Origin of the sequence: Limnohabitans sp. 2KL-51, from assembly GCF_003063645.1 — a bacterium.
GTDB lineage: Bacteria > Pseudomonadota > Gammaproteobacteria > Burkholderiales > Burkholderiaceae_C > Limnohabitans_A.
Genome location: NZ_NESJ01000023.1, coordinates 41,474 through 58,441 on the forward strand (window position 1 = coordinate 41,474; position 16,968 = coordinate 58,441).

At 60.4% G+C, this 16,968-nt stretch carries 19 protein-coding genes; 10 read left to right on the top strand and 9 right to left on the bottom strand.

All coding sequences use genetic code 11. The features are described from left to right. The 5 genes from B9Z49_RS19055 to B9Z49_RS19075 form a co-directional block, all read right to left on the bottom strand. Positions 1-1,581, bottom strand: a complete 1,581-nt coding sequence (locus B9Z49_RS19055; RefSeq protein ID WP_108355028.1) for an ABC transporter substrate-binding protein — start codon at positions 1,579-1,581, stop codon at positions 1-3. Between the two features lie 46 nt (positions 1,582-1,627). Continuing rightward, complete coding sequence (locus B9Z49_RS19060) at positions 1,628-2,866, bottom strand: M20 aminoacylase family protein (RefSeq protein WP_108355029.1); 1,239 nt, start codon at positions 2,864-2,866, stop codon at positions 1,628-1,630. A 2-nt stretch (positions 2,867-2,868) separates the two neighbouring features. Next, positions 2,869-3,849, bottom strand: coding sequence for an ABC transporter permease (locus B9Z49_RS19065; protein ID WP_108355030.1), 981 nt, complete (start codon positions 3,847-3,849; stop codon positions 2,869-2,871). Further along, on the bottom strand, positions 3,849-5,447 hold the full coding sequence (locus tag B9Z49_RS19070) for an ABC transporter substrate-binding protein (protein ID WP_108355043.1): 1,599 nt from the start codon (positions 5,445-5,447) through the stop codon (positions 3,849-3,851). The genes B9Z49_RS19065 and B9Z49_RS19070 overlap by 1 nt, the downstream gene beginning before the upstream one ends. A 122-nt stretch (positions 5,448-5,569) precedes the next feature. Continuing rightward, on the bottom strand, positions 5,570-6,331 hold the full coding sequence (locus B9Z49_RS19075) for a DUF3047 domain-containing protein (protein ID WP_199225110.1): 762 nt from the start codon (positions 6,329-6,331) through the stop codon (positions 5,570-5,572). A gap of 30 nt (positions 6,332-6,361) precedes the next feature. On the opposite strand from B9Z49_RS19075, the gene B9Z49_RS19080 reads away from it, so the two are divergent. Beyond that, positions 6,362-7,336, top strand: a complete 975-nt coding sequence (locus B9Z49_RS19080) for a tripartite tricarboxylate transporter substrate binding protein (RefSeq protein WP_108355031.1) — start codon at positions 6,362-6,364, stop codon at positions 7,334-7,336. A gap of 108 nt (positions 7,337-7,444) precedes the next feature. On the opposite strand, the gene B9Z49_RS22085 is transcribed toward B9Z49_RS19080, so the two are convergent. After that, the gene (locus B9Z49_RS22085; RefSeq protein WP_199225111.1) at positions 7,445-7,720 is read right to left on the bottom strand and encodes a hypothetical protein; all 276 of its coding nucleotides are present in this window, start codon (positions 7,718-7,720) and stop codon (positions 7,445-7,447) included. A 212-nt stretch (positions 7,721-7,932) separates the two neighbouring features. Further along, a complete protein-coding gene (locus tag B9Z49_RS19090; protein ID WP_108355032.1) occupies positions 7,933-9,039 on the bottom strand; it encodes a porin in 1,107 nt (368 codons plus the stop codon). A gap of 346 nt (positions 9,040-9,385) precedes the next feature. Here B9Z49_RS19090 and coq7 point away from each other — a divergent pair, with 346 nt between their 5' ends. Further along, on the top strand, positions 9,386-10,009 hold the full coding sequence (gene coq7 / locus B9Z49_RS19095; RefSeq protein ID WP_108355033.1) for a 2-polyprenyl-3-methyl-6-methoxy-1,4-benzoquinone monooxygenase: 624 nt from the start codon (positions 9,386-9,388) through the stop codon (positions 10,007-10,009). A 67-nt stretch (positions 10,010-10,076) separates the two neighbouring features. Here coq7 and B9Z49_RS19100 read toward each other — a convergent pair whose 3' ends face one another. Continuing rightward, positions 10,077-10,532 carry an OsmC family protein gene (locus tag B9Z49_RS19100; protein WP_108355034.1) on the bottom strand — a complete coding sequence of 152 codons (456 nt, stop codon included), beginning with the start codon at positions 10,530-10,532 and terminating at the stop codon, positions 10,077-10,079. A gap of 355 nt (positions 10,533-10,887) precedes the next feature. Between B9Z49_RS19100 and B9Z49_RS19105 the strand changes: the two genes are divergently transcribed. Genes B9Z49_RS19105 through ilvA form a run of 3 tightly spaced genes read left to right on the top strand, consistent with a single transcriptional unit; the run spans position 10,888 to position 13,384 of the window. Continuing rightward, positions 10,888-11,382 carry a transcriptional regulator gene (locus B9Z49_RS19105; RefSeq protein WP_146188565.1) on the top strand — a complete coding sequence of 165 codons (495 nt, stop codon included), beginning with the start codon at positions 10,888-10,890 and terminating at the stop codon, positions 11,380-11,382. Next, positions 11,372-11,797, top strand: coding sequence for a hypothetical protein (locus B9Z49_RS19110; protein WP_108355036.1), 426 nt, complete (start codon positions 11,372-11,374; stop codon positions 11,795-11,797). Before B9Z49_RS19105 ends, B9Z49_RS19110 begins: the two co-directional genes overlap by 11 nt. A 39-nt stretch (positions 11,798-11,836) precedes the next feature. Further along, complete coding sequence (ilvA, locus tag B9Z49_RS19115; protein WP_108355037.1) at positions 11,837-13,384, top strand: threonine ammonia-lyase, biosynthetic; 1,548 nt, start codon at positions 11,837-11,839, stop codon at positions 13,382-13,384. A gap of 21 nt (positions 13,385-13,405) precedes the next feature. Here the strand turns inward: ilvA and B9Z49_RS19120 are convergent, their stop codons facing one another. Next, positions 13,406-13,873 (bottom strand): general secretion pathway protein C, encoded by a 468-nt coding sequence (locus B9Z49_RS19120; protein WP_108355038.1) that lies wholly within the window; start codon positions 13,871-13,873, stop codon positions 13,406-13,408. A gap of 21 nt (positions 13,874-13,894) precedes the next feature. Here B9Z49_RS19120 and gspG point away from each other — a divergent pair, with 21 nt between their 5' ends. From gspG to gspK, 5 genes are all read left to right on the top strand, one after another. Continuing rightward, complete coding sequence (gene gspG, locus B9Z49_RS19125) at positions 13,895-14,368, top strand: type II secretion system major pseudopilin GspG (protein ID WP_108355045.1); 474 nt, start codon at positions 13,895-13,897, stop codon at positions 14,366-14,368. Then, entirely contained in the window at positions 14,343-14,831 is a 489-nt protein-coding gene (locus tag B9Z49_RS19130) for a prepilin-type N-terminal cleavage/methylation domain-containing protein (RefSeq protein ID WP_108355039.1), read from the top strand. The genes gspG and B9Z49_RS19130 overlap by 26 nt, the downstream gene beginning before the upstream one ends. A gap of 155 nt (positions 14,832-14,986) precedes the next feature. Beyond that, the gene (gene gspI, locus B9Z49_RS19135) at positions 14,987-15,352 is read left to right on the top strand and encodes a type II secretion system minor pseudopilin GspI (protein WP_108355040.1); all 366 of its coding nucleotides are present in this window, start codon (positions 14,987-14,989) and stop codon (positions 15,350-15,352) included. After that, positions 15,352-16,101 (top strand): type II secretion system protein J, encoded by a 750-nt coding sequence (locus B9Z49_RS19140; RefSeq protein WP_199225112.1) that lies wholly within the window; start codon positions 15,352-15,354, stop codon positions 16,099-16,101. Before gspI ends, B9Z49_RS19140 begins: the two co-directional genes overlap by 1 nt. Before the next feature lie 32 nt (positions 16,102-16,133). Then, positions 16,134-16,968 (top strand): type II secretion system minor pseudopilin GspK (gspK, locus tag B9Z49_RS19145; RefSeq protein WP_108355047.1); only part of this gene is annotated, 835 nt, incomplete at its 3' end.

Here is a 16,968-nt window from a genome sequence, read left to right on the forward strand (position 1 = left end):
TTACTTCACCGTGATGAATTTCCAAGCCATGCCGTTGTCAGGAAACTGCACCAACTCGATGTTTTTCTTGGCCGCCCAGTTCAGCGCTTGCTGGTGCAAAGGCAGATGACCCACGTCGTCCTGGTGGATCTTCATGGCTTCGCGGATCATCTCGTTGCGCTTTTTCTGGTCGGTTTCAGACGCCACTTTGTCGGTCAACTCATCCACCTTGGGGTTGCTGTAAGCGCCCAAGTTGAACTGGCCGCGGCCACCGTCACCGGGGGTGGACAAGATGGGGTACATCACGTTGTGCGCGTCCACGGTGCTGGCGGTCCAGCCCAGCATGTAAAAGCTGGTGTTTCGGCTCAAGATCTTCGGAAAGTAAGTGCCCTTGGTCTCGGCTTCCAGGTTGATCTTGACGCCCACCTTGGCCAGATTAGCGGCAACGGCCTGGCAGATTTCTGCGTCGTTGACGTAGCGGTCGTTCGGGCAGTTCATCTTGACTTCAAAACCATTGGGGTAGCCCGCTTCGGCCAGCAATTTCTTGGAGGCTTCAACGTCGAAAGGCAAACGCTTGGCCAAGTCGGCCGGGAAGCCATTGACTTGTGGGGGGTACATCAGCGCCAAAGGCGTGGCGGCACCGCGCATCACGCGACTCTTGATGGTGTCGATATCAATGGCTTGGTAGAAAGCCTTGCGCACACGGACGTCCTTGAAGGGGTTTTTGCCCTTCACGTTGGAGTACAGCAGCTCGTCACGCTTTTGGTCCATGCCCAGAAAAATGGCACGCAACTCGGGGCCTTGCAGCACCTTGAGTTTGTCGTTGGCCTTCAGGCGCTCCACGTCTTGCACGGGCACAGGCTCCATCACATCGAGTTCACCCGACATCATGGCCGCCACGCGGGTGGCGTCGTTGCCAATCACGCTGAAAATGACCTCGTCCACATTGCCAGGAATCGTGCCCCAGTAGTTGCCGCTGCGCGTGAACGTGGTCCGAATGCTGGGCTGACGCTCACGGACACGGAAAGGACCCGTGCCGTTGGCACGGAAAGATGCTGCGTTTTCAATGCCTTTGCGGCGGTCCACCGGCTTGGTGGCCTGGTTGTCTTCACACCACTTCTTGCTCATGATGGCCCAGTGGGTGATCAGCTCGGGCACGATCGGGAAGGGCGCGTTGGTGATGATGTCAATCGTGTGGTCGTTGATCTTTTTGATCTCTTTGAACTGGCCCACATAGCTCTTCATGTCGGAGCCATCGCCCTTGGCGCGCTCGTAGCTGAAGATCACGTCGTCAGCCGTAAAGGGTGTGCCGTCATGGAACTTGACGCCTTTGCGCAACTCAAATCGCCAGACAGTGGGAGAGGTCTGCTTCCAGCTGGTGGCCAGCAGGGGGGTGAGCTTGTAGTTAGCGTCGCGAGAGACCAAAGTCTCATAAACGTTTTCGACCACCGAAATTTGCAATGACTCGTTAAGCGAGTGCGGGTCCATGGACAAAGCGTCGCCTTGGTTGCCCACGCGCAAGGTCACGGCTGAGGCCGATGCCGCCGTCAAGGCCAGCACAGTGGCCAAAGTAGCCACGAGAGGATTGAGTTTGAAAGCCATGGATATCTCCTTGTTGAATGAACTCACTGAACCAAATCAAAAAACATCATGTGTTGAGCAAGGGCAGCGCCTGCTCTACCAAACTGGCGTGCAATGCTGCTCCGAGTGGCAAGATTTCGTCGTTGAAATCGTAGCGGCTGTTGTGCAGCGGGTGCGGCCCCGGGCCGTGCGGCAGGCCTTGGCCAATGCGTATGTAAGCGCCGGGCTTGGCTTGCAGCATGAATGAAAAATCTTCGCCGCCCATGCTGGGCAGCATGTCGCGCCAGACCTTGTCTTCGCCCACCAAAGCCGCAGCCACATCGCAGGCAAACTGCGCTTCGGGCACGGTGTTCACGGTGGCGGGGTAGACGCGTTCGTAAGTCAATTCGGCCGAGGCCCCAAAGCCCTGTGCCACACCATTGCACAAGGCGCGCAAACGGTCTTCGATCTGGTCTTGCACGCGCTCGCTGTAAGTTCGCACCGTGCCCACCAATGTGGCTTCGCCCGGAATCACGCTCATGGCACCGGGGTGGCCTGCTTGCATGGAGCAAATGCTGATGACCGCTTGGTCAAACGCCGACAGGTTGCGCGAGACCACGCTTTGCGCGGCCGTGATGATGTGCCCGGCCACCAGCACCGGGTCAACACTCTGCTGCGGGCGGGCACCGTGCCCGCCTTTGCCGATGATGCGGATCTCGATGCGGTCCACCGCCGCCTGCATGGGACCGGGGGTGATGCCGATCACGCCGAAGGGCATATCGGGGGAGTTGTGTTGGGCATAGACCTGCTCACAGGGAAAGCGCTCAAACAGGCCGTCTTGCATCATGGCGCGGGCACCCGCATAGCCTTCTTCTCCGGGCTGAAAAATCAGCACGGCCGTGCCGTCAAAGCGCCGTGTTTCTGCCAGGTAGCGGGCTGCGCCCATCAGCATGGCGGTGTGGCCGTCGTGGCCGCAACCGTGCATGAGGCCGGGAGTTCCAGATTTCCAGGTGCATTCGTTGTGCTCGGTCAGCGGCAGCGCGTCCATGTCGGCGCGCAGGCCCAACATGCGGCCGGGGTTGCTGGCCGAGCGGCCCTGGCCGTGCACCAAGGCGACCACGCCGGTTTTGCCAATGCCGGTGTGGATGCTGTCCACGCCGCACACCTGCAGCATTTCGGCAACTCGGCGTGCGGTGTACACCTCTTCAAAGCCCAACTCGGGGTGGGCATGCAGGTCGCGCCGAAAGGCCGTGAGCTCGGGATGGAACTGGGCGATGCGCGCAAACGCAGCGCCCCGCGCCAACACCGATTGCAGTGAAGCGCCCACGTTCAATGGCCTCCGGGCTTGCCCACGCGCAGGCGCGGGTCCACCACAAAATACAGCAGGTCAACAATCAGGTTGATGACCACAAAGATCAACGCGATCAGGCACAAATAAGCGGCCATGACCGGGATGTCGGCAAAGGTCACCGCCTGGATGAACAGCAAGCCCATGCCGGGCCATTGGAACACCGTCTCGGTGATGATGGCAAAGGCAATCAGGCCGCCCAACTGCAAGCCGGTGATGGTCATCACCGGCACCAGCGTGTTTTTGAGGGCATGGCCAAAGTGGATGGCGCGGTTGGACAGGCCGCGGGCACGGGCAAACTTGATGTAGTCGGTGCGCAGCACCTCCAGCATCTCGGCGCGCACCAGACGCATGATGAGCGTGAGCTGAAAAATAGCCAGTGTGACGGCCGGCAACACGATGTGGTGCCAGCCCTTGGCCGTCATCAGCCCGCTCGACCACCAACCCATCTGGATCACTTCACCCCGGCCAAAGCTGGGGAACCAGCCCAAGATCACGGCGAACACCAGAATCAACAAAATGCCGATCAAGAAGGTGGGCAGGGACACGCCCAGCAGCGACACCGTCATGATGAACTGGCTGGCCCAAGTGCCCCGGCGCAGCGCCGCATACACCCCCATGGGGATACCGATCACCAGCGCCATGGTGGCGGCCACCAAAGCCAGCTCCAGCGTGGCGGGCAAGCGCTCAGCGATCAGGCGCGAGACCTTGGCGCCTTGCCGCAGGCTGAGACCAAACTCGCCTTGCACCGCGTTGACCAAAAAGTGGCCAAACTGCACAAAGAAAGGCTGGTCCAAACCCAAGTCCGATCGCAGCAAGTCAATCTGCTCTTTGGTGGCGTCTTGCCCCAGCAAAAACACAACCGGATCGCCCACATACTGGAACAGCAAAAACGCGATGAACGCGACCGTGACCATGACGATCACGGCCTGGATCAACCGCTGCAAGATGAAAGCGAGCATCAGTTGACCTTGATCAGTGTCCAGTCAAGGCGGTTGTCAGGGCGGTGCACCACATCAACGTTTTTCTTCATCGCCCAGGGGATCACCTGGTTGTGCAGCGGGATGTGAGAGACCGTGTCGTTGGACAACTGCAGGCCTTCGGTCAGCAGTCGGTTGCGCACAGGCAAATCGGTCTCGGTCTTCACGCGGTCAACGATGTAGTCCATGCGGGTATTGGTGTAGCGGCCCACGTTGTAGTTGCCGTCACCACCAGTGCCCACGCTGCGCGTGAGCGACTGCAAGCTGTAGAGCGCGTCAAAGGTGGGCACGCCCCAGCCCAGCATGTAGATGCTGGCTTCGTAGCGCTGAATCATCGGGAAATAAGTCACCAGGGGCTGCGTGCGCAGCTTGGCTTTGATGCCCACCTTGGCCCACATGGCGGTGATGGCCTGGCAAATTTCTTCGTCGTTGATGTAACGGTTGTTGGGGCAGGCAAAGTCCACCTCAAAGCCTTGTGGGTAACCGGCTTCGGTCAGCAGCTTTTTGGAAGCGTCCAGCGAATACGGGAAACGGGTGTCCACGGCTTTGGTCCAGCCGTTGACTTGCGGCGCCACCAAAGCGCCCGTGTTTTGCGACAGGCCGCGCATGGTCACGCGGTGGATGGTGTCCATGTCGATGGCCTGGTACAGCGCCTTGCGAACCTTCACATCCTTCAGGGGGTTCTTGCCCTTCACGCTGGAGCCGGGCAATTCGTCACGGTGCTGGTCCATGCCCAAGAAAATCGTGCGGTTTTCAATGCCGTCGATCACCTTCAGGTTGGCATTGCTGCGCATGCGGCCCAAGTCTTGCGGGCTGGGGTCGAGCACAAAGTCGATCTCGCCCGACAACAAGGCGGCAGCGCGTGTGGCTTCGTTCTTGATGGGGGTGTAGATGATTTCGGTCACGTTGGTGGCGGCGTCCGACCAGCCCCACCAGCTGGGGTTTTTCACCAGCGTCAACTTTTGGTCAGGCTGCCATTCCTTGACCATGTAGGGGCCGCTGCCCATGGCGTTGCGGTGCGCAAAGTTTTCTTCTTTGGTCTTGGCGTCCTTGGGCTCCATGGACTTGTTCTTTTCGGCCCAGGCTTTGCTCATGATGCGCAGCTCGGTCATCTGGTTCAACACCACCGGATTGGGGCCGCTCATGATGATGTCCACCGTGTTGGCATCGACCTTGACGATGCGGCTCATGCCCTGGGTGTAGACGTTGAAGTTGGAGGTTTTGGCACGGGCGCGGTCCAGTGAAAACACCACGTCGTCGGCCGTCAGGGGCGAGCCATCGCTGAACTTGACGCCCTTGCGCAGGTTGAATCGGTACTGTGTGGGCGACATCTCGCGCCAAGAGGTGGCCAGACGGGGTTCGATTTTGAAGGTCTTGCTGTTGTAGTAGACCAGCGAATCAAAGATGGCGGCGTGCACCCCGTTGCCCAAAGCGTTGTTTTGCGAGTGGATGTCGAGTGTGGGAATGTCGCTGGCGCTGGTCCATTTGAAAGGCTTGGCTTGTACCAAACCAGCGGTCATCACACCCGCCAAAACCAAAGAAGCGGTCAAGAAGCTGGGCAGCACTGCAGTGGGGGTCATCTTGCTCATCAAAACACCTCTGTGACAAAAAAGTTAGTTAGCCGTCGAGTATGCAACATTTGGGCCCGCTGAAAGGGCAGGGAATTCCCCCAAATGTGCTGTCGCACACCGGACTGGGGCGCTCACTGCAGCCGGATCGCGCCATACCAAGCGCGTGTGGTGCTGCGGGTGTTGTCGGTGTCGGTCATGATGGCCAGCCCCAGCAAGGCCCCGGGCGGCTCGCCAAAGGCCTTTTCAAAGTCAGCCCGAATGTCGCGGCGGTAACTCAACCATTGCCCCACTCGCCCCGCACCCGACTCCACCGCCAGCTTGCGGATGCGGTCGGTTCTTGGGTTCACGATCACCGAGCCGGCCGGACAGTCGTTGCACCAAACGTACATCAGCGTCGCGTAGGGCAGTGGCTCGCCGGTCAGGCTGAGGGTCAACTCGCTGAGCAGGTTGTTTTGCGCCGAAAAACGCTGCCGATCGCCCTCGAACACCAGTATCAGGCGCACCGGGGAGTCTTCGGTCTCACGCTGGCGCATGTCAGCCCCCGCTATGAGCTGATCGACTCGCCAGTCAAACTGCAATCCGCCCAATTGCTCTGGGGGAATGTGCAAAGCCTGTCTCAACATGCTGGCCGAGGAGGCGGCCTCGGCCAGCAAGGCGTCGCGCGGGCCTTGCGTGTCCACCCGATAAGCCGTGAGCAACTTGCCCGGCAAGCGCATGGCTTGCCACTGTGACTTGTCCTGCGCACTGAACTGCAAGGGCAACTTTCGCAAGACTTGTGGCGGCTTGTCTTGTGGCGCTTCGTCCGTCCAGAAGGCGCAGCCGGGCAACCACAGACTGATGCACAGACTGGCGAACAGCGCCAAACGAAGCGTTGGGGTGCTTGGTTTTATCATCCTGTCTCAAACTTTTTTTGGAGTGTGCCCATGTTAAGCCGCCGCCTCGTGATGCACGCTGCCCTTTTGACTTCAGGGTTTATTGGCGCCGCCTGGGCACAGGCCGCTTTCCCCTCCAAACCCCTGCGCATCGTTGTGCCTTTTGGTGCGGGGGGCGTGGCCGACCTGACGGCGCGGGCCGTGGCGCAGCAACTTTCCGTCAACCTGGGCCAACCCGTCGTCATTGACAACCGACCCGGCGCAGGCGGTATCGTGGCGGCAGAGCTGGTGGCCAAGGCCGAGCCCGATGGCCACACCCTTTTGCTCATGTCCAACGGCACGGCCGTGAGTGCGGGCCTGTTCAAGGCCCTGCCCTTCAACCCCCGCACAGACTTTGCGCCCGTGTCCCTGCTGGGGCTGTTTGACATCGCCATCGTGGTGCCAGAGTCATCACCGCACAAAAGCCTGGCCGAGCTGATCGGCTTTGGCCGCGCCAACCCAGGCCAGCTCAATATTGGCACCATCAACATCGGCAGCACCCAACACCTGGCCGCCGAGCTGCTGCGCACCCAGGCCAACCTGATCGCGCAAATCATTCCCTACAACGGCACGCCTGCGGTCATCAATGCATTGCGCGGCGGCCAGATCGATGCGGTGGTGGAAATTTTGGGCCCGCTTAAACCCCAGATCAACGCCAAGGCTGTGCGGCTGCTGGGCGTGATGGGCGCCAACCGCCCCAAAGACCAGCCCCAAGTGCCGGTGGTGCGCGAGCTGCCCGGCCTGAGCAACTTCAATGTGTCGTCCTGGAACGCACTGGCCGCGCCCAGCAAAACCCCAAAAAACATGGTCGATCGTCTGAGCGCCGAAGTGGCCAAAGTCCTGGCCGATCCTGCCATGGTGCAACGCCTGGCAGGTTTCAACGTGCAAGCCCAATCCAGCACCCCTGGGCAACTGGCCCAGTTACTCGATTCAGACATCAAACGCTGGACTGAGGTGATTCAAAAGGCGGGAATTGCGCACCAGTGACTCGGCTTGCAGCGGCTTGCGACAGCCGCTGCAAATATCGTCCTCGATCAGCGCGGAGCGATACGGGTGGCCAAAGGCTGTGGGGTGTAGGCCGCTTGATGCCGGCACTCAGAAGCTTGCGCAGGCCGCAAGGGCGCGCAGCGTGCGGCGATGCCCACAGGCGTGGGCTTGGTGCCCTGATTGACCCAAGCCAAACCTGGCGCTGGCTTGCGGGTCCGCTTTGAAGCGCAGCACGGCCGCATTCAGGGCGGCGTCGTTGCTGGAGCCGCGGTACTTGACCGTGTCATCGCCAAAAGGGCTGGCACCGCTTTTGGTGACCACATCGCGCAGCGTGAACGTGCCCCAATTCAGGTGACCTGCAATCGAGTTTTCAGGGATTTTCAACACATCGACGATGGTTTTGATTTTAAATTTGTTCAGGACTGCGTTGGGCTGCCGGTTTGCGCACACCCTAACAGTCGTTGACCCGCGTGTTCAACTCTGCCGCCGTCATGGGGTTGTCGGCAGGCAGCGAAGCACAACCAAAAAAAACCCACCGTGTTGCCACGGTGGGTTTTTTGACTTCGAAAACTCAGCTGGCCTAAGCCAGCCGGGGATCAGAAGGCGTGAGTCATACCGATGTCGAAACCGGTAGAGCCCTTGTTGGCCACGCCAGTTGCACCACCCAAGGCAGCATTTGCGCCATTGGAGTTGTCGACGCTAGCGTAGGTCACGTAAGCACGTGTACGCTTGCTCAGGTTGTGGACATAACCTACAGCCATTTGCTTGGTCTCAGCAGTAGTTGCCTTGTTTTCGTAGGTGGAGTACGAAGCACGAACCAAGCCAGCGCCCATAGGCGCTGTCACGCCCACCAACATGCCGTCACCCTTGACGGTGCCCAGCTGGTCACGGGTGATCTGGCCGATCAGACGGGCCACGCCCATGTCATAAGCGCCACCGAAGTTGGTCATCTTCAAGTTGCCAGCGGCAAACTTGGTTTGACCGGTGCCCACAGCAACAGACAAAGGACCAGCGTTGTAACCCACGCGGATACCGGAGCCGTCACCGTCTTTGTTGGTTGCAGAGTTGGAGAGGTTTTCACCGTAGTACATCTGAACGGCTGCGTGCAGACCTTGGTTGCCAGAAGCATAAGTGGCGTTGGCACCGTGGTTGAACAAATAGGTCACGCTGTTGGAAGCGCGCACAGATGTACCTGTGGTGCCACCGGTGGTGCCGCCCAATGCAACGCTGCTCAGCATGGCGCGGTTTGTGCCCACGCCGTTGGTGCCGAACGGATCGTAAACAGTCCAGTTCCAGAAATGAGGCGTGTAGTCACGGCCCAGACGGATTTCACCGAAACCGCCAGACAAGGAGACTGTAGAACGGCGGTTGAATGTCAGACCTTGCGAACCGAGGGCTGTGCTGGCGGTGCCTGCACCAGATGCCTGGTTGTTGGTGGTTGTACCACCACCAGCACCGTTGTCGTTTTGCAGGCCGGCTTCCAACCAAAAGTTGGCTTTCATGCCGCCGCCGAGGTCTTCAGTACCGCGGAAACCGAGCTGCGAAGAGCTGATGCCGGAACCAACCAAACGGGTAACCGAGTTCACATCGCCATTGCCACGAGATACGGCGGCGTCGACGATACCCCAGACGGTCACGGAAGATTGAGCGAAAGAGGTGCCAGAAGCTGCCAAAACAGCCAGGGCAATCAGAGATTTTTTCATTGCAAGTTTCTCCAAGGTTAAACAAGGGCCCGAATCAGAAGGATGGTGTTCACCCATCGAAACCCTGAGCCAACCTCCACATCAGGAAGTTATCTGTATTCCACCAGACGACTGTGTGTTCGCCAAGACATTCGTCCAAGAAAAGTTCTTTTCGTTGCAAGCATGCAACAACCCCCGTACTTACCCTCGCCAGACCCCCAAAACTGCATTTTCATCAATTACGACAATGACTTTGGACCCATTTCGATACAAAATCGTTACCAGTTACAAATTCAGTAACCTAGATCCAATCACGGGCACGTTGGCGTTTTTCAGCCCGAACGGATCGATTGTTTACACTTGGCCCATGAGCAATGCCTTGATTTTGGCCATGGACAGCGCCCTTCGCACCCTTTGGGCCGAGCCGCGCGCCAGTCGCCCCAACCCGGCGGCCTCTGTGGCCGCGCTTGAGCTCAACCCTGCCGAACAGCGCCAAGCGGGCGCGCTGATGCGAATCAACCATGTGGGCGAGGTCTGTGCCCAGGCGCTATACACCGGCCAGGCCCTGGCCTGCCAAAGCCCTGCACTGCGCGCTCAATTGGCCGAGGCCAGCCGCGAAGAGACCGACCACCTGGCCTGGACGAAGCAGCGCCTGGACGAGTTGAACGACCGGCCTTCACTGCTGAACCCGCTTTGGTATGCCGGTGCGTTTGCCATCGGTTACGCCTCTGGCAAGCTGGGCGGCGACCAGGTGAGTCTGGGCTTTGTGGTGGAGACCGAGCGCCAGGTGGAGGCGCACCTGCAAAGCCACATGGATTTGCTGCCCGCCGCCGACAGCGCTTCTCGCGCCATCGTGGCGCAGATGAAAGCCGATGAAATGGCCCACGCCCAGATGGCCATGAAAGCCGGTGCGGTGGAACTGCCCGCCACAGTCAAGGCCTTGATGCAAGCCGCCGCCAAGGTGATGACCACGGTGGCGCACCGGGTTTGAGCTGACTTGGTACCCGCCCACGGGTACTCAGGGTCTCAGCAGGGCATTTACCCAGCCGGCTCAAAGGTCAACCGTTCACCTCCACCACCTCAAAACTGGTCGTGATCTCCGCCGTTTTGCCCAGCATGATGCTGGCCGAGCAGTATTTGTCGTGGCTCATGGCAATGGCCCGCTCGACAGCGCTGGCGGCAACGCCTTTGGCGGTGACGGTGAAGTGCATGTTGATCTTGGTGAATACTTTGGGGTCCACCTCGGCACGTTCGCTGCTGATCTTGACGCTGCAGCCGCGCACGTCTTGACGGCCGCGCTTCAAGATCAGCACCACGTCATAAGCCGTGCAACCGCCGGTGCCGGCCAACAGCATTTCCATGGGCCTTGGAGCGAGGTTTTGCCCACCGTTTTCGGGCTTGGCCGCGTCAGGCGCGCCGTCCATGTTGACGATGTGGCCCGAGCCGGTTTCGGCCACAAAGCCCATGCCGGAGCGGGTGCCGGCAGCGCCGGTCCAGGTGACTGTGCATTCCATTTTGTTTCCTTGTGTGTCATCCGCGCTGAACGCAGGGATTTTGAGTGGTTTTGGTGGTGATCAACTTTACAAGTTTTTGCACTTCGAGACACTCAACTTGCTGCAACGCAACAAAAACACCCGTACAATTACGAACAGGCGTGCTTTTTTGCATGCACCGGTTGTCTCCTCCACCCTCTGAAAAGGTGGATTTGCCCCAAGTCGCAAGACTTGGGGCATTTTTTTGTTTTGATCGTGCTATTTTTTGGCTTGATCATGCTAAATTCAGAGCATGTCATTGGCCAATGCCCTGTTCACAGATCGCCGATCCCGCCTTTTCCGGTGGCTATTTGGCCTGCCTGAACGGTCTTTTCACTTGAACGAATTGCTTCGCCTTACGCAGCTGGGCAGTGCATCCCTGCAACAAGAGCTTAAGCAATTGACCGAGTCGGGGGTGGTTCGTGCAGAACGGGTTGGTAACTTGAGGATGTTTCAAGCCAACTCCCAAAGCCCAGTCTTCAAAGAGTTGGTGTCACTGACACGCAAAACCGTGGGCCTGCAAGCCCTTCTTAGCCAAGCCCTGGAACCGGTGCAAAAAAAACTGCACAAAGCCTTCATTTATGGCTCGGTTGCTCAACAGACAGACACAGCCACCAGCGACATTGACGTGATGCTGGTCGGTGAAGGGCTGCTGTTGTCCGAGGTCCTCCAATGCGTTCAATTGCTGGAGTCCGAACTGGGACGAAAAATCAATCCAGTTTGCTTCACCCTGCAAGAGTTCACGACACGTCAAGCCGATGCCAGCTCCTTTGTGAGCAAGGTGCTCCAAAAGCACACGCTGGATTTGCTGGAGTCAGCCAATGAGTCATGAGGCCTTGGGCAATTTGCTACGGATCGGGCAACTTAAAAGTGAGCCCTTTGACGCACTGGAATTTGATCGTTTGCTAAAAATGGCGCAGTCGCGTTTGGCCGATGCACAGATTGTTGATTTATCCAATGAAGGCCGTTTCACCAGTGCTTACAGCGCAGCACATGCAGCCGCATTGGCCGCTTTGCGCTGGCACGGTTATCGCAGTGAAAACCGTTTCACGGTTTTTCAATGTTTAGCCCATACATTGGGCTGGCCTCCCCACAAATGGCGCGTTCTGGATGCAGCACACCAAAAGCGTAATTTGGCTGAATACGAAGGCTATTGGGACATCGAAGAAAGCGCCATCGCTGAAATCTCCAGCCTGCTGCCTGAACTGATTGCGACCACACAAAAACTCAAAACCCACACCGGGTGAATGGACTGCTGGGTTCACACCCAACTCTGAACGTAAAAAATGACCTCCCCACACCTCAAACCCGCCGATTACCTGATCAAAATCCTGAATGCCAAGGTCTATGACGTGGCGACCGAGTCCGCCTTGGAAACGGCCAAAAACCTGTCGCGTCGTTTGGGCAACCACGTGCTGTTGAAGCGTGAAGATCAGCAACCAGTGCACAGCTTCAAGCTGCGCGGGGCTTACAACAAGATGGCGCACCTGAGCCCTGAGCAGCTCAAAAAAGGCGTGATCTGCGCCTCGGCTGGCAACCACGCACAAGGCGTGGCGCTGAGCGCCAGCAAGCTGGGCACCCGCGCCGTGATCGTCATGCCCACCACCACGCCTCAGGTCAAGATCGATGCGGTCAAAGGCTTTGGGGGCGAGGTGGTGTTGTTTGGCGACAGCTATTCAGATGCCTACAACCACTCGGTGGCGCTTCAGAAAAAGCAGGGCCTGACCTTTGTGCACCCCTTTGACGACCCGGACGTGATCGCGGGCCAGGGCACGATTGCCATGGAAATGCTGAGCCAACACCAAGGGCCGCTGGATGCGGTGTTTGTGGCCATTGGCGGCGGTGGTCTGATCAGCGGCGTGGCCAACTACATCAAGGCGGTACGTCCAGGCGTCAAGGTGATTGGCGTGCAGATGAACGACTCGGATGCCATGATCCAGTCGGTGGCCGCGCAGCAGCGCGTGACTTTGTCCGATGTGGGCCTGTTCTCGGACGGCACGGCCGTCAAGTTGGTGGGCGAAGAAACCTTCCGCGTGGCCAGCAACTTGGTGGACGCCTACATGACGGTGGACACCGACGCGGTGTGCGCCGCCATCAAGGACGTGTTTGTAGACACCCGCTCCATCGTCGAACCCGCAGGTGCGCTGGCCGTGGCGGCCATCAAGCAATACGTGGCCGCGCACAAATGCAAGGGCCAGACCTTTGCGGCCATCTTGTGCGGCGCCAACATGAACTTTGACCGCCTGCGCTTTGTGGCCGAGCGCGCTGACGTGGGCGAAGAAAAAGAAGCCTTGTTCGCGGTCACCATTCCTGAAGAGCGCGGCAGCTTCAAGCGCTTTTTGGAGCTGATCGGCAGCTTGCCCGGCGGTCCGCGCAACGTGACCGAGTTCAACTACCGCATGAGCGACTCGGACAAAGCCCACGTCTTTCTGGGCCTGAGCACACACGGCAAGGGCGAAAGCAGCAAGATCACCGCCAAGTTCAACAAGCACCAGTTCCAGGCGATTGACCTGTCGCACGACGAACTGGCCAAAGAGCACATCCGGCACATGGTGGGCGGGCACTCTGCGCTGTCGCAGGACGAACGCCTGCTGCGCTTTGAATTCCCCGAGCGTCCCGGTGCCTTGCTCAAATTCTTGAGCCTGATGCGCCCGGGCTGGAACATCTCTTTGTTCCATTACCGCAACCAGGGTGCCGACTACGGTCGCATTTTGGTGGGCTTGCAGGTTCCCGCCAAAGAAGACAAAGCGTTTGACAAGTTTTTGCAGGCGCTGGGTTATCCGTATGCTGAAGAGACCGACAACCCCGTGTACCGTTTGTTTTTGCGCGCCTGACAATGCAGCGCGACAGGGTCTTCAGGGCGCTTTGTCTGCGCCAGGCAAGCTGAGCGAAAAAAGAGCCGCGCCTTGCGCGCTGGCACCCAACTGTGCCTGCTTGGGCCCCAGGCTTTGCAACACCACGCCATCCGTCACGGTCTGCCCCACCCGAAAAGGCCGAGGCGGTTGACCATCCACCGCGATCAGGGCGCTGCCCCGGCCAGAAGCCCCAGACACCACACCCCACAGCACAAAGCGCGAGGATTGGGCGATGCTCACCTCGGGCAAGGCCGCTTGAACACCCCAGGCTCGGGCCAAATGCGAGGCGGATGAATCGGTCACGACTGGGGCTGAGCTTTGCACCGAAGGCAAGCCCTGCACCGCACTGCCGACGGGGAAATTCAGCACCCAAAACACCACGCTGGCGGCGGCCGCACAGCCAACCACAGCGGCCGAAACACCCGGCCAAAGATTGGCACTTCGTGCGATGGGGGAAATTTGTAACATGGCCGGATTATGATTGAAGACATGCAAGACCACGCCCCACTCCCCCACCCTTGCGCTGTCGCGGCTGCGGCTCGCCCTGCGCCTGCCCGCCAACGCGGCTTCACCCTGATCGAGCTGATGGTCGTGTTGGCCATCATTGGCGTGTTAGCCGCCCTCATCGTGCCCAACGTGCTGGGCCGCGCTGACGACGCCCGCATCACCGCCGCCCGCACCGATGTGGGCAACCTGATGCAAGCCCTCAAGCTCTACAAACTGGACAACCAGCGCTTTCCCAGCACCGAACAGGGCCTGAACGCCCTCATCCTAAAGCCCACCACCGAGCCCGTGCCCGGCAACTGGAAGCCTTATCTGGACAAACTGCCCAGCGACCCTTGGGGCCGTCCTTACCAATACCTGAACCCCGGCATCAAGGGCGAGGTAGATGTGCTGTCCTTTGGCGCTGACGGACAGGCCGGTGGTGAGGGCAACAATGCCGACCTCGGCAGCTGGCAGTAAACGCCCAAGCGCCCTGCCCCAGGGCTTCACGCTGCTGGAGCTGCTGGTGGTGGTGGCCTTGATCGCCGTGGCCACCGCAGGCGTGAGCCTGTCGCTGCGAGACAGCGCCCAAAGCGCCCTGCAGCGCGACGCCGAACGCCTGGCCGTTCTGCTGGAAACCGGTCGGGTCCAGGCCCGCGCCAACGGGTTGCCGGTGGTCTGGCGCACACAAGACAACTCAAGCAAACCCTTGCAAAGCTTTGTGTTTGAAGGCCTGCCTCCGCCTGGCCTGCCGCAAAACTGGTTGAGTGAGACCACCCGCGCACGCGCCGGCAGCGCCATCACCCTGGGGCCGGAACCCCTGATCGAGCCCCAGGCCGTGGCGGTGTCCAGCGCCGTGGCACCGACTCAGACGCTGTGGGTGGTCACCGATGGGCTGCGGCCGTTCAAGGTCCAAAACACCGCCGTATGGGTGGGGCCGTGAGGGTATTCGGCATGCCACCTGAAGGACCTTCATCACATGCGAGGTCTCAGGGTTCCAAGAGATGGATCCCGGATCAAGTCCGGGATGACCGTCTGTGGGGACCCAGCACCGAACGCACACAAAAACCTATCCCCCATCTTGTCATCCCGGCCCCCGTGCCGGAATCCATCTTGCAGCGTGGTTTCACCCTGATCGAGGTGCTGGTCGCCCTGGGCATCACCGCCATAGCGCTCATGGCCGGCCTGCAGGCCACCGGCTCGCTCAGTCGCAACGCCGAGCGCCAGACCGTGAGCATGCTGGGCCAGATCTGCGCCGACAACCAACTCATCGCGCTGCGCTTGCGCAGGCAACTGCCGGACACGGGCAACACCAGCGTCGAATGCACGCAGGCCGGGCGCTTGCTCCAGGTCGAGTTGTCGGTGCGGCCCACGCCCAACCCCAATTTCAGGCGCGTCGATGCGCGGGTACTGGAACAGGGCGCCTACGTGCTGCAGGTGTCCACCGTGATGGGGCGCAACTGATGAAGAACGCGCGTGGCTTCACCCTGATCGAGGTGCTGGTGGCCATCAGCGTGATGGCCCTGATGAGCCTGATGGCCTGGCGCGGGCTGGACGGCATGCTGCGCAGCCAGAGCAGTCTGCAAAGCCGCTCCGACGAGATCCGCGGCCTGCAAGCAGGCCTGGCCCAATGGCAAACCGACCTGGACCAATTGGCCGAACTGCCCGGCACGCCGAGCTGGGACTGGAACGGCCAGGTGCTGCGCCTGACGCGGCGCACCGCCGACGCCCCCCTGGCCAGCAATAGCCCCAACACCAACCTCAGCGGGACAAACCGTCAGGCCGCGCCCGTGCCCGCCAGCGTGCGCGTGGTGGCCTGGACTTGGCGCAGCGACCCGGGCAGGCCCGGTGGTGGCGACTGGCAGCGCTGGCAATCACCGCCCTTGAGCCAGCGCCAGGACTGGCAAAGCGCTTGGGCGCTGGCCGGGCAATGGGGCCAGACGGCCAACGACAGCACACGCGCCGGCCAGATCCAGATTCACCCCTTGTCGGGCTGGCAGCTGTTTGTGCACCGGGGTGGCAGCTGGACCAATCCTTTATCGAGCGCCGCCGTTACCTCAAGCACAACCGACAACCCCAACGCAAATGCAAATGCCAGCGCCACCACCCCCGACGGCGTGCGGCTGGTGCTGACCCTGCCCCCCGGCCCCGCTGGCTCGGGCACGCTCACCCTGGATTGGGTGCGCCCCACCTTGTCGGGAGCGCCATCGTGATGCGCGCCGCAATGCACCCAGTGATACGCCCTATGACACGCCAGTGCGGTGCGGCCTTGCTCACCGCCATGCTCACCGTGGCCCTGGTGGCCACGCTGGCCAGCGCCGCGCTGTGGCAGCAATGGCGGCAAGTCGAAATCGAGATCGCCGAGCGCGGGCGCAGCCAGACCTCCTGGATGATGACGGGGGCACTCGACTGGACGCGGCTGATCCTGCGCGAAGACGCGATTTCGGCGCAAGGTGCCGCCGCCGACCATCTGGGTGAACCTTGGGCCTTGCCGGTGCAGGAATCCAAACTGTCGACCTTCCTGTCGCAAGACCAGCAGTGGCGCGAGGGCGATGCCGAGGTCTTTTTGTCGGGCCAGATCAACGACGCGCAATCGCGCATGAACGTGATGAACCTGCTCCAGGACGGGCAAATTTCTGCCCCCGCGCTGGCCCGCTTTGCCGCCTTGTTCCAGCGCCTGGGCCTGCCGCTGGACGAACTGCAAACCCTATCTCAGCAGCTGCAAGCCAGCTTGAAGGCCAGCAGGGTCAACCAAACCAGCACAAGCCCGGGCGCCAACAGCCCGGGCCCAGCAGCCTTGCTGCCTCAGCAAACGGCACAACTGGTCTGGCTGGGCCTGAGCCCCAGCACGTTGGCCGCTTTGCAGGCGCACATCACCTTGCTGCCCGAGGCCACGCCCGTGAACCTGAACACCGCCTCCGCCGAAGTGCTTTCGGCCGTGTTGCCCGGGCTGGACCTGGCCTCAGCACGGCAAGCCGTGACCCAGCGTCAGCGCGGTCACTGGGCCAGCCTGAGCGCCGCGCAAGAAGCCTTGGGGCCCAGTGGCAGACTGTTGGACGACAAGCAACACAGCGTGCAAA

Excerpts from the sequence above, each read along its gene's own strand:
- B9Z49_RS19070 (WP_108355043.1), bottom strand. The coding sequence starts at position 5,447 with ATGACCCCCACTGCAGTGCTGCCCAGCTTCTTGACCGCTTCTTTGGTT.
- B9Z49_RS19100 (WP_108355034.1), bottom strand. The coding sequence starts at position 10,532 with ATGGAATGCACAGTCACCTGGACCGGCGCTGCCGGCACCCGCTCCGGC.
- B9Z49_RS19055 (WP_108355028.1), bottom strand. The coding sequence starts at position 1,581 with ATGGCTTTCAAACTCAATCCTCTCGTGGCTACTTTGGCCACTGTGCTG.
- B9Z49_RS19080 (WP_108355031.1), top strand. The coding sequence starts at position 6,362 with ATGTTAAGCCGCCGCCTCGTGATGCACGCTGCCCTTTTGACTTCAGGG.
- gspG (WP_108355045.1), top strand. The coding sequence starts at position 13,895 with ATGCAAGACCACGCCCCACTCCCCCACCCTTGCGCTGTCGCGGCTGCG.
- coq7 (WP_108355033.1), top strand. The coding sequence starts at position 9,386 with ATGAGCAATGCCTTGATTTTGGCCATGGACAGCGCCCTTCGCACCCTT.
- B9Z49_RS19075 (WP_199225110.1), bottom strand. The coding sequence starts at position 6,331 with ATGATAAAACCAAGCACCCCAACGCTTCGTTTGGCGCTGTTCGCCAGT.
- ilvA (WP_108355037.1), top strand. The coding sequence starts at position 11,837 with ATGACCTCCCCACACCTCAAACCCGCCGATTACCTGATCAAAATCCTG.
- B9Z49_RS19130 (WP_108355039.1), top strand. The coding sequence starts at position 14,343 with ATGCCGACCTCGGCAGCTGGCAGTAAACGCCCAAGCGCCCTGCCCCAG.
- B9Z49_RS19110 (WP_108355036.1), top strand. The coding sequence starts at position 11,372 with ATGAGTCATGAGGCCTTGGGCAATTTGCTACGGATCGGGCAACTTAAA.
- B9Z49_RS19065 (WP_108355030.1), bottom strand. The coding sequence starts at position 3,849 with ATGCTCGCTTTCATCTTGCAGCGGTTGATCCAGGCCGTGATCGTCATG.
- B9Z49_RS19120 (WP_108355038.1), bottom strand. The coding sequence starts at position 13,873 with ATGTTACAAATTTCCCCCATCGCACGAAGTGCCAATCTTTGGCCGGGT.
- B9Z49_RS19140 (WP_199225112.1), top strand. The coding sequence starts at position 15,352 with ATGAAGAACGCGCGTGGCTTCACCCTGATCGAGGTGCTGGTGGCCATC.
- B9Z49_RS19090 (WP_108355032.1), bottom strand. The coding sequence starts at position 9,039 with ATGAAAAAATCTCTGATTGCCCTGGCTGTTTTGGCAGCTTCTGGCACC.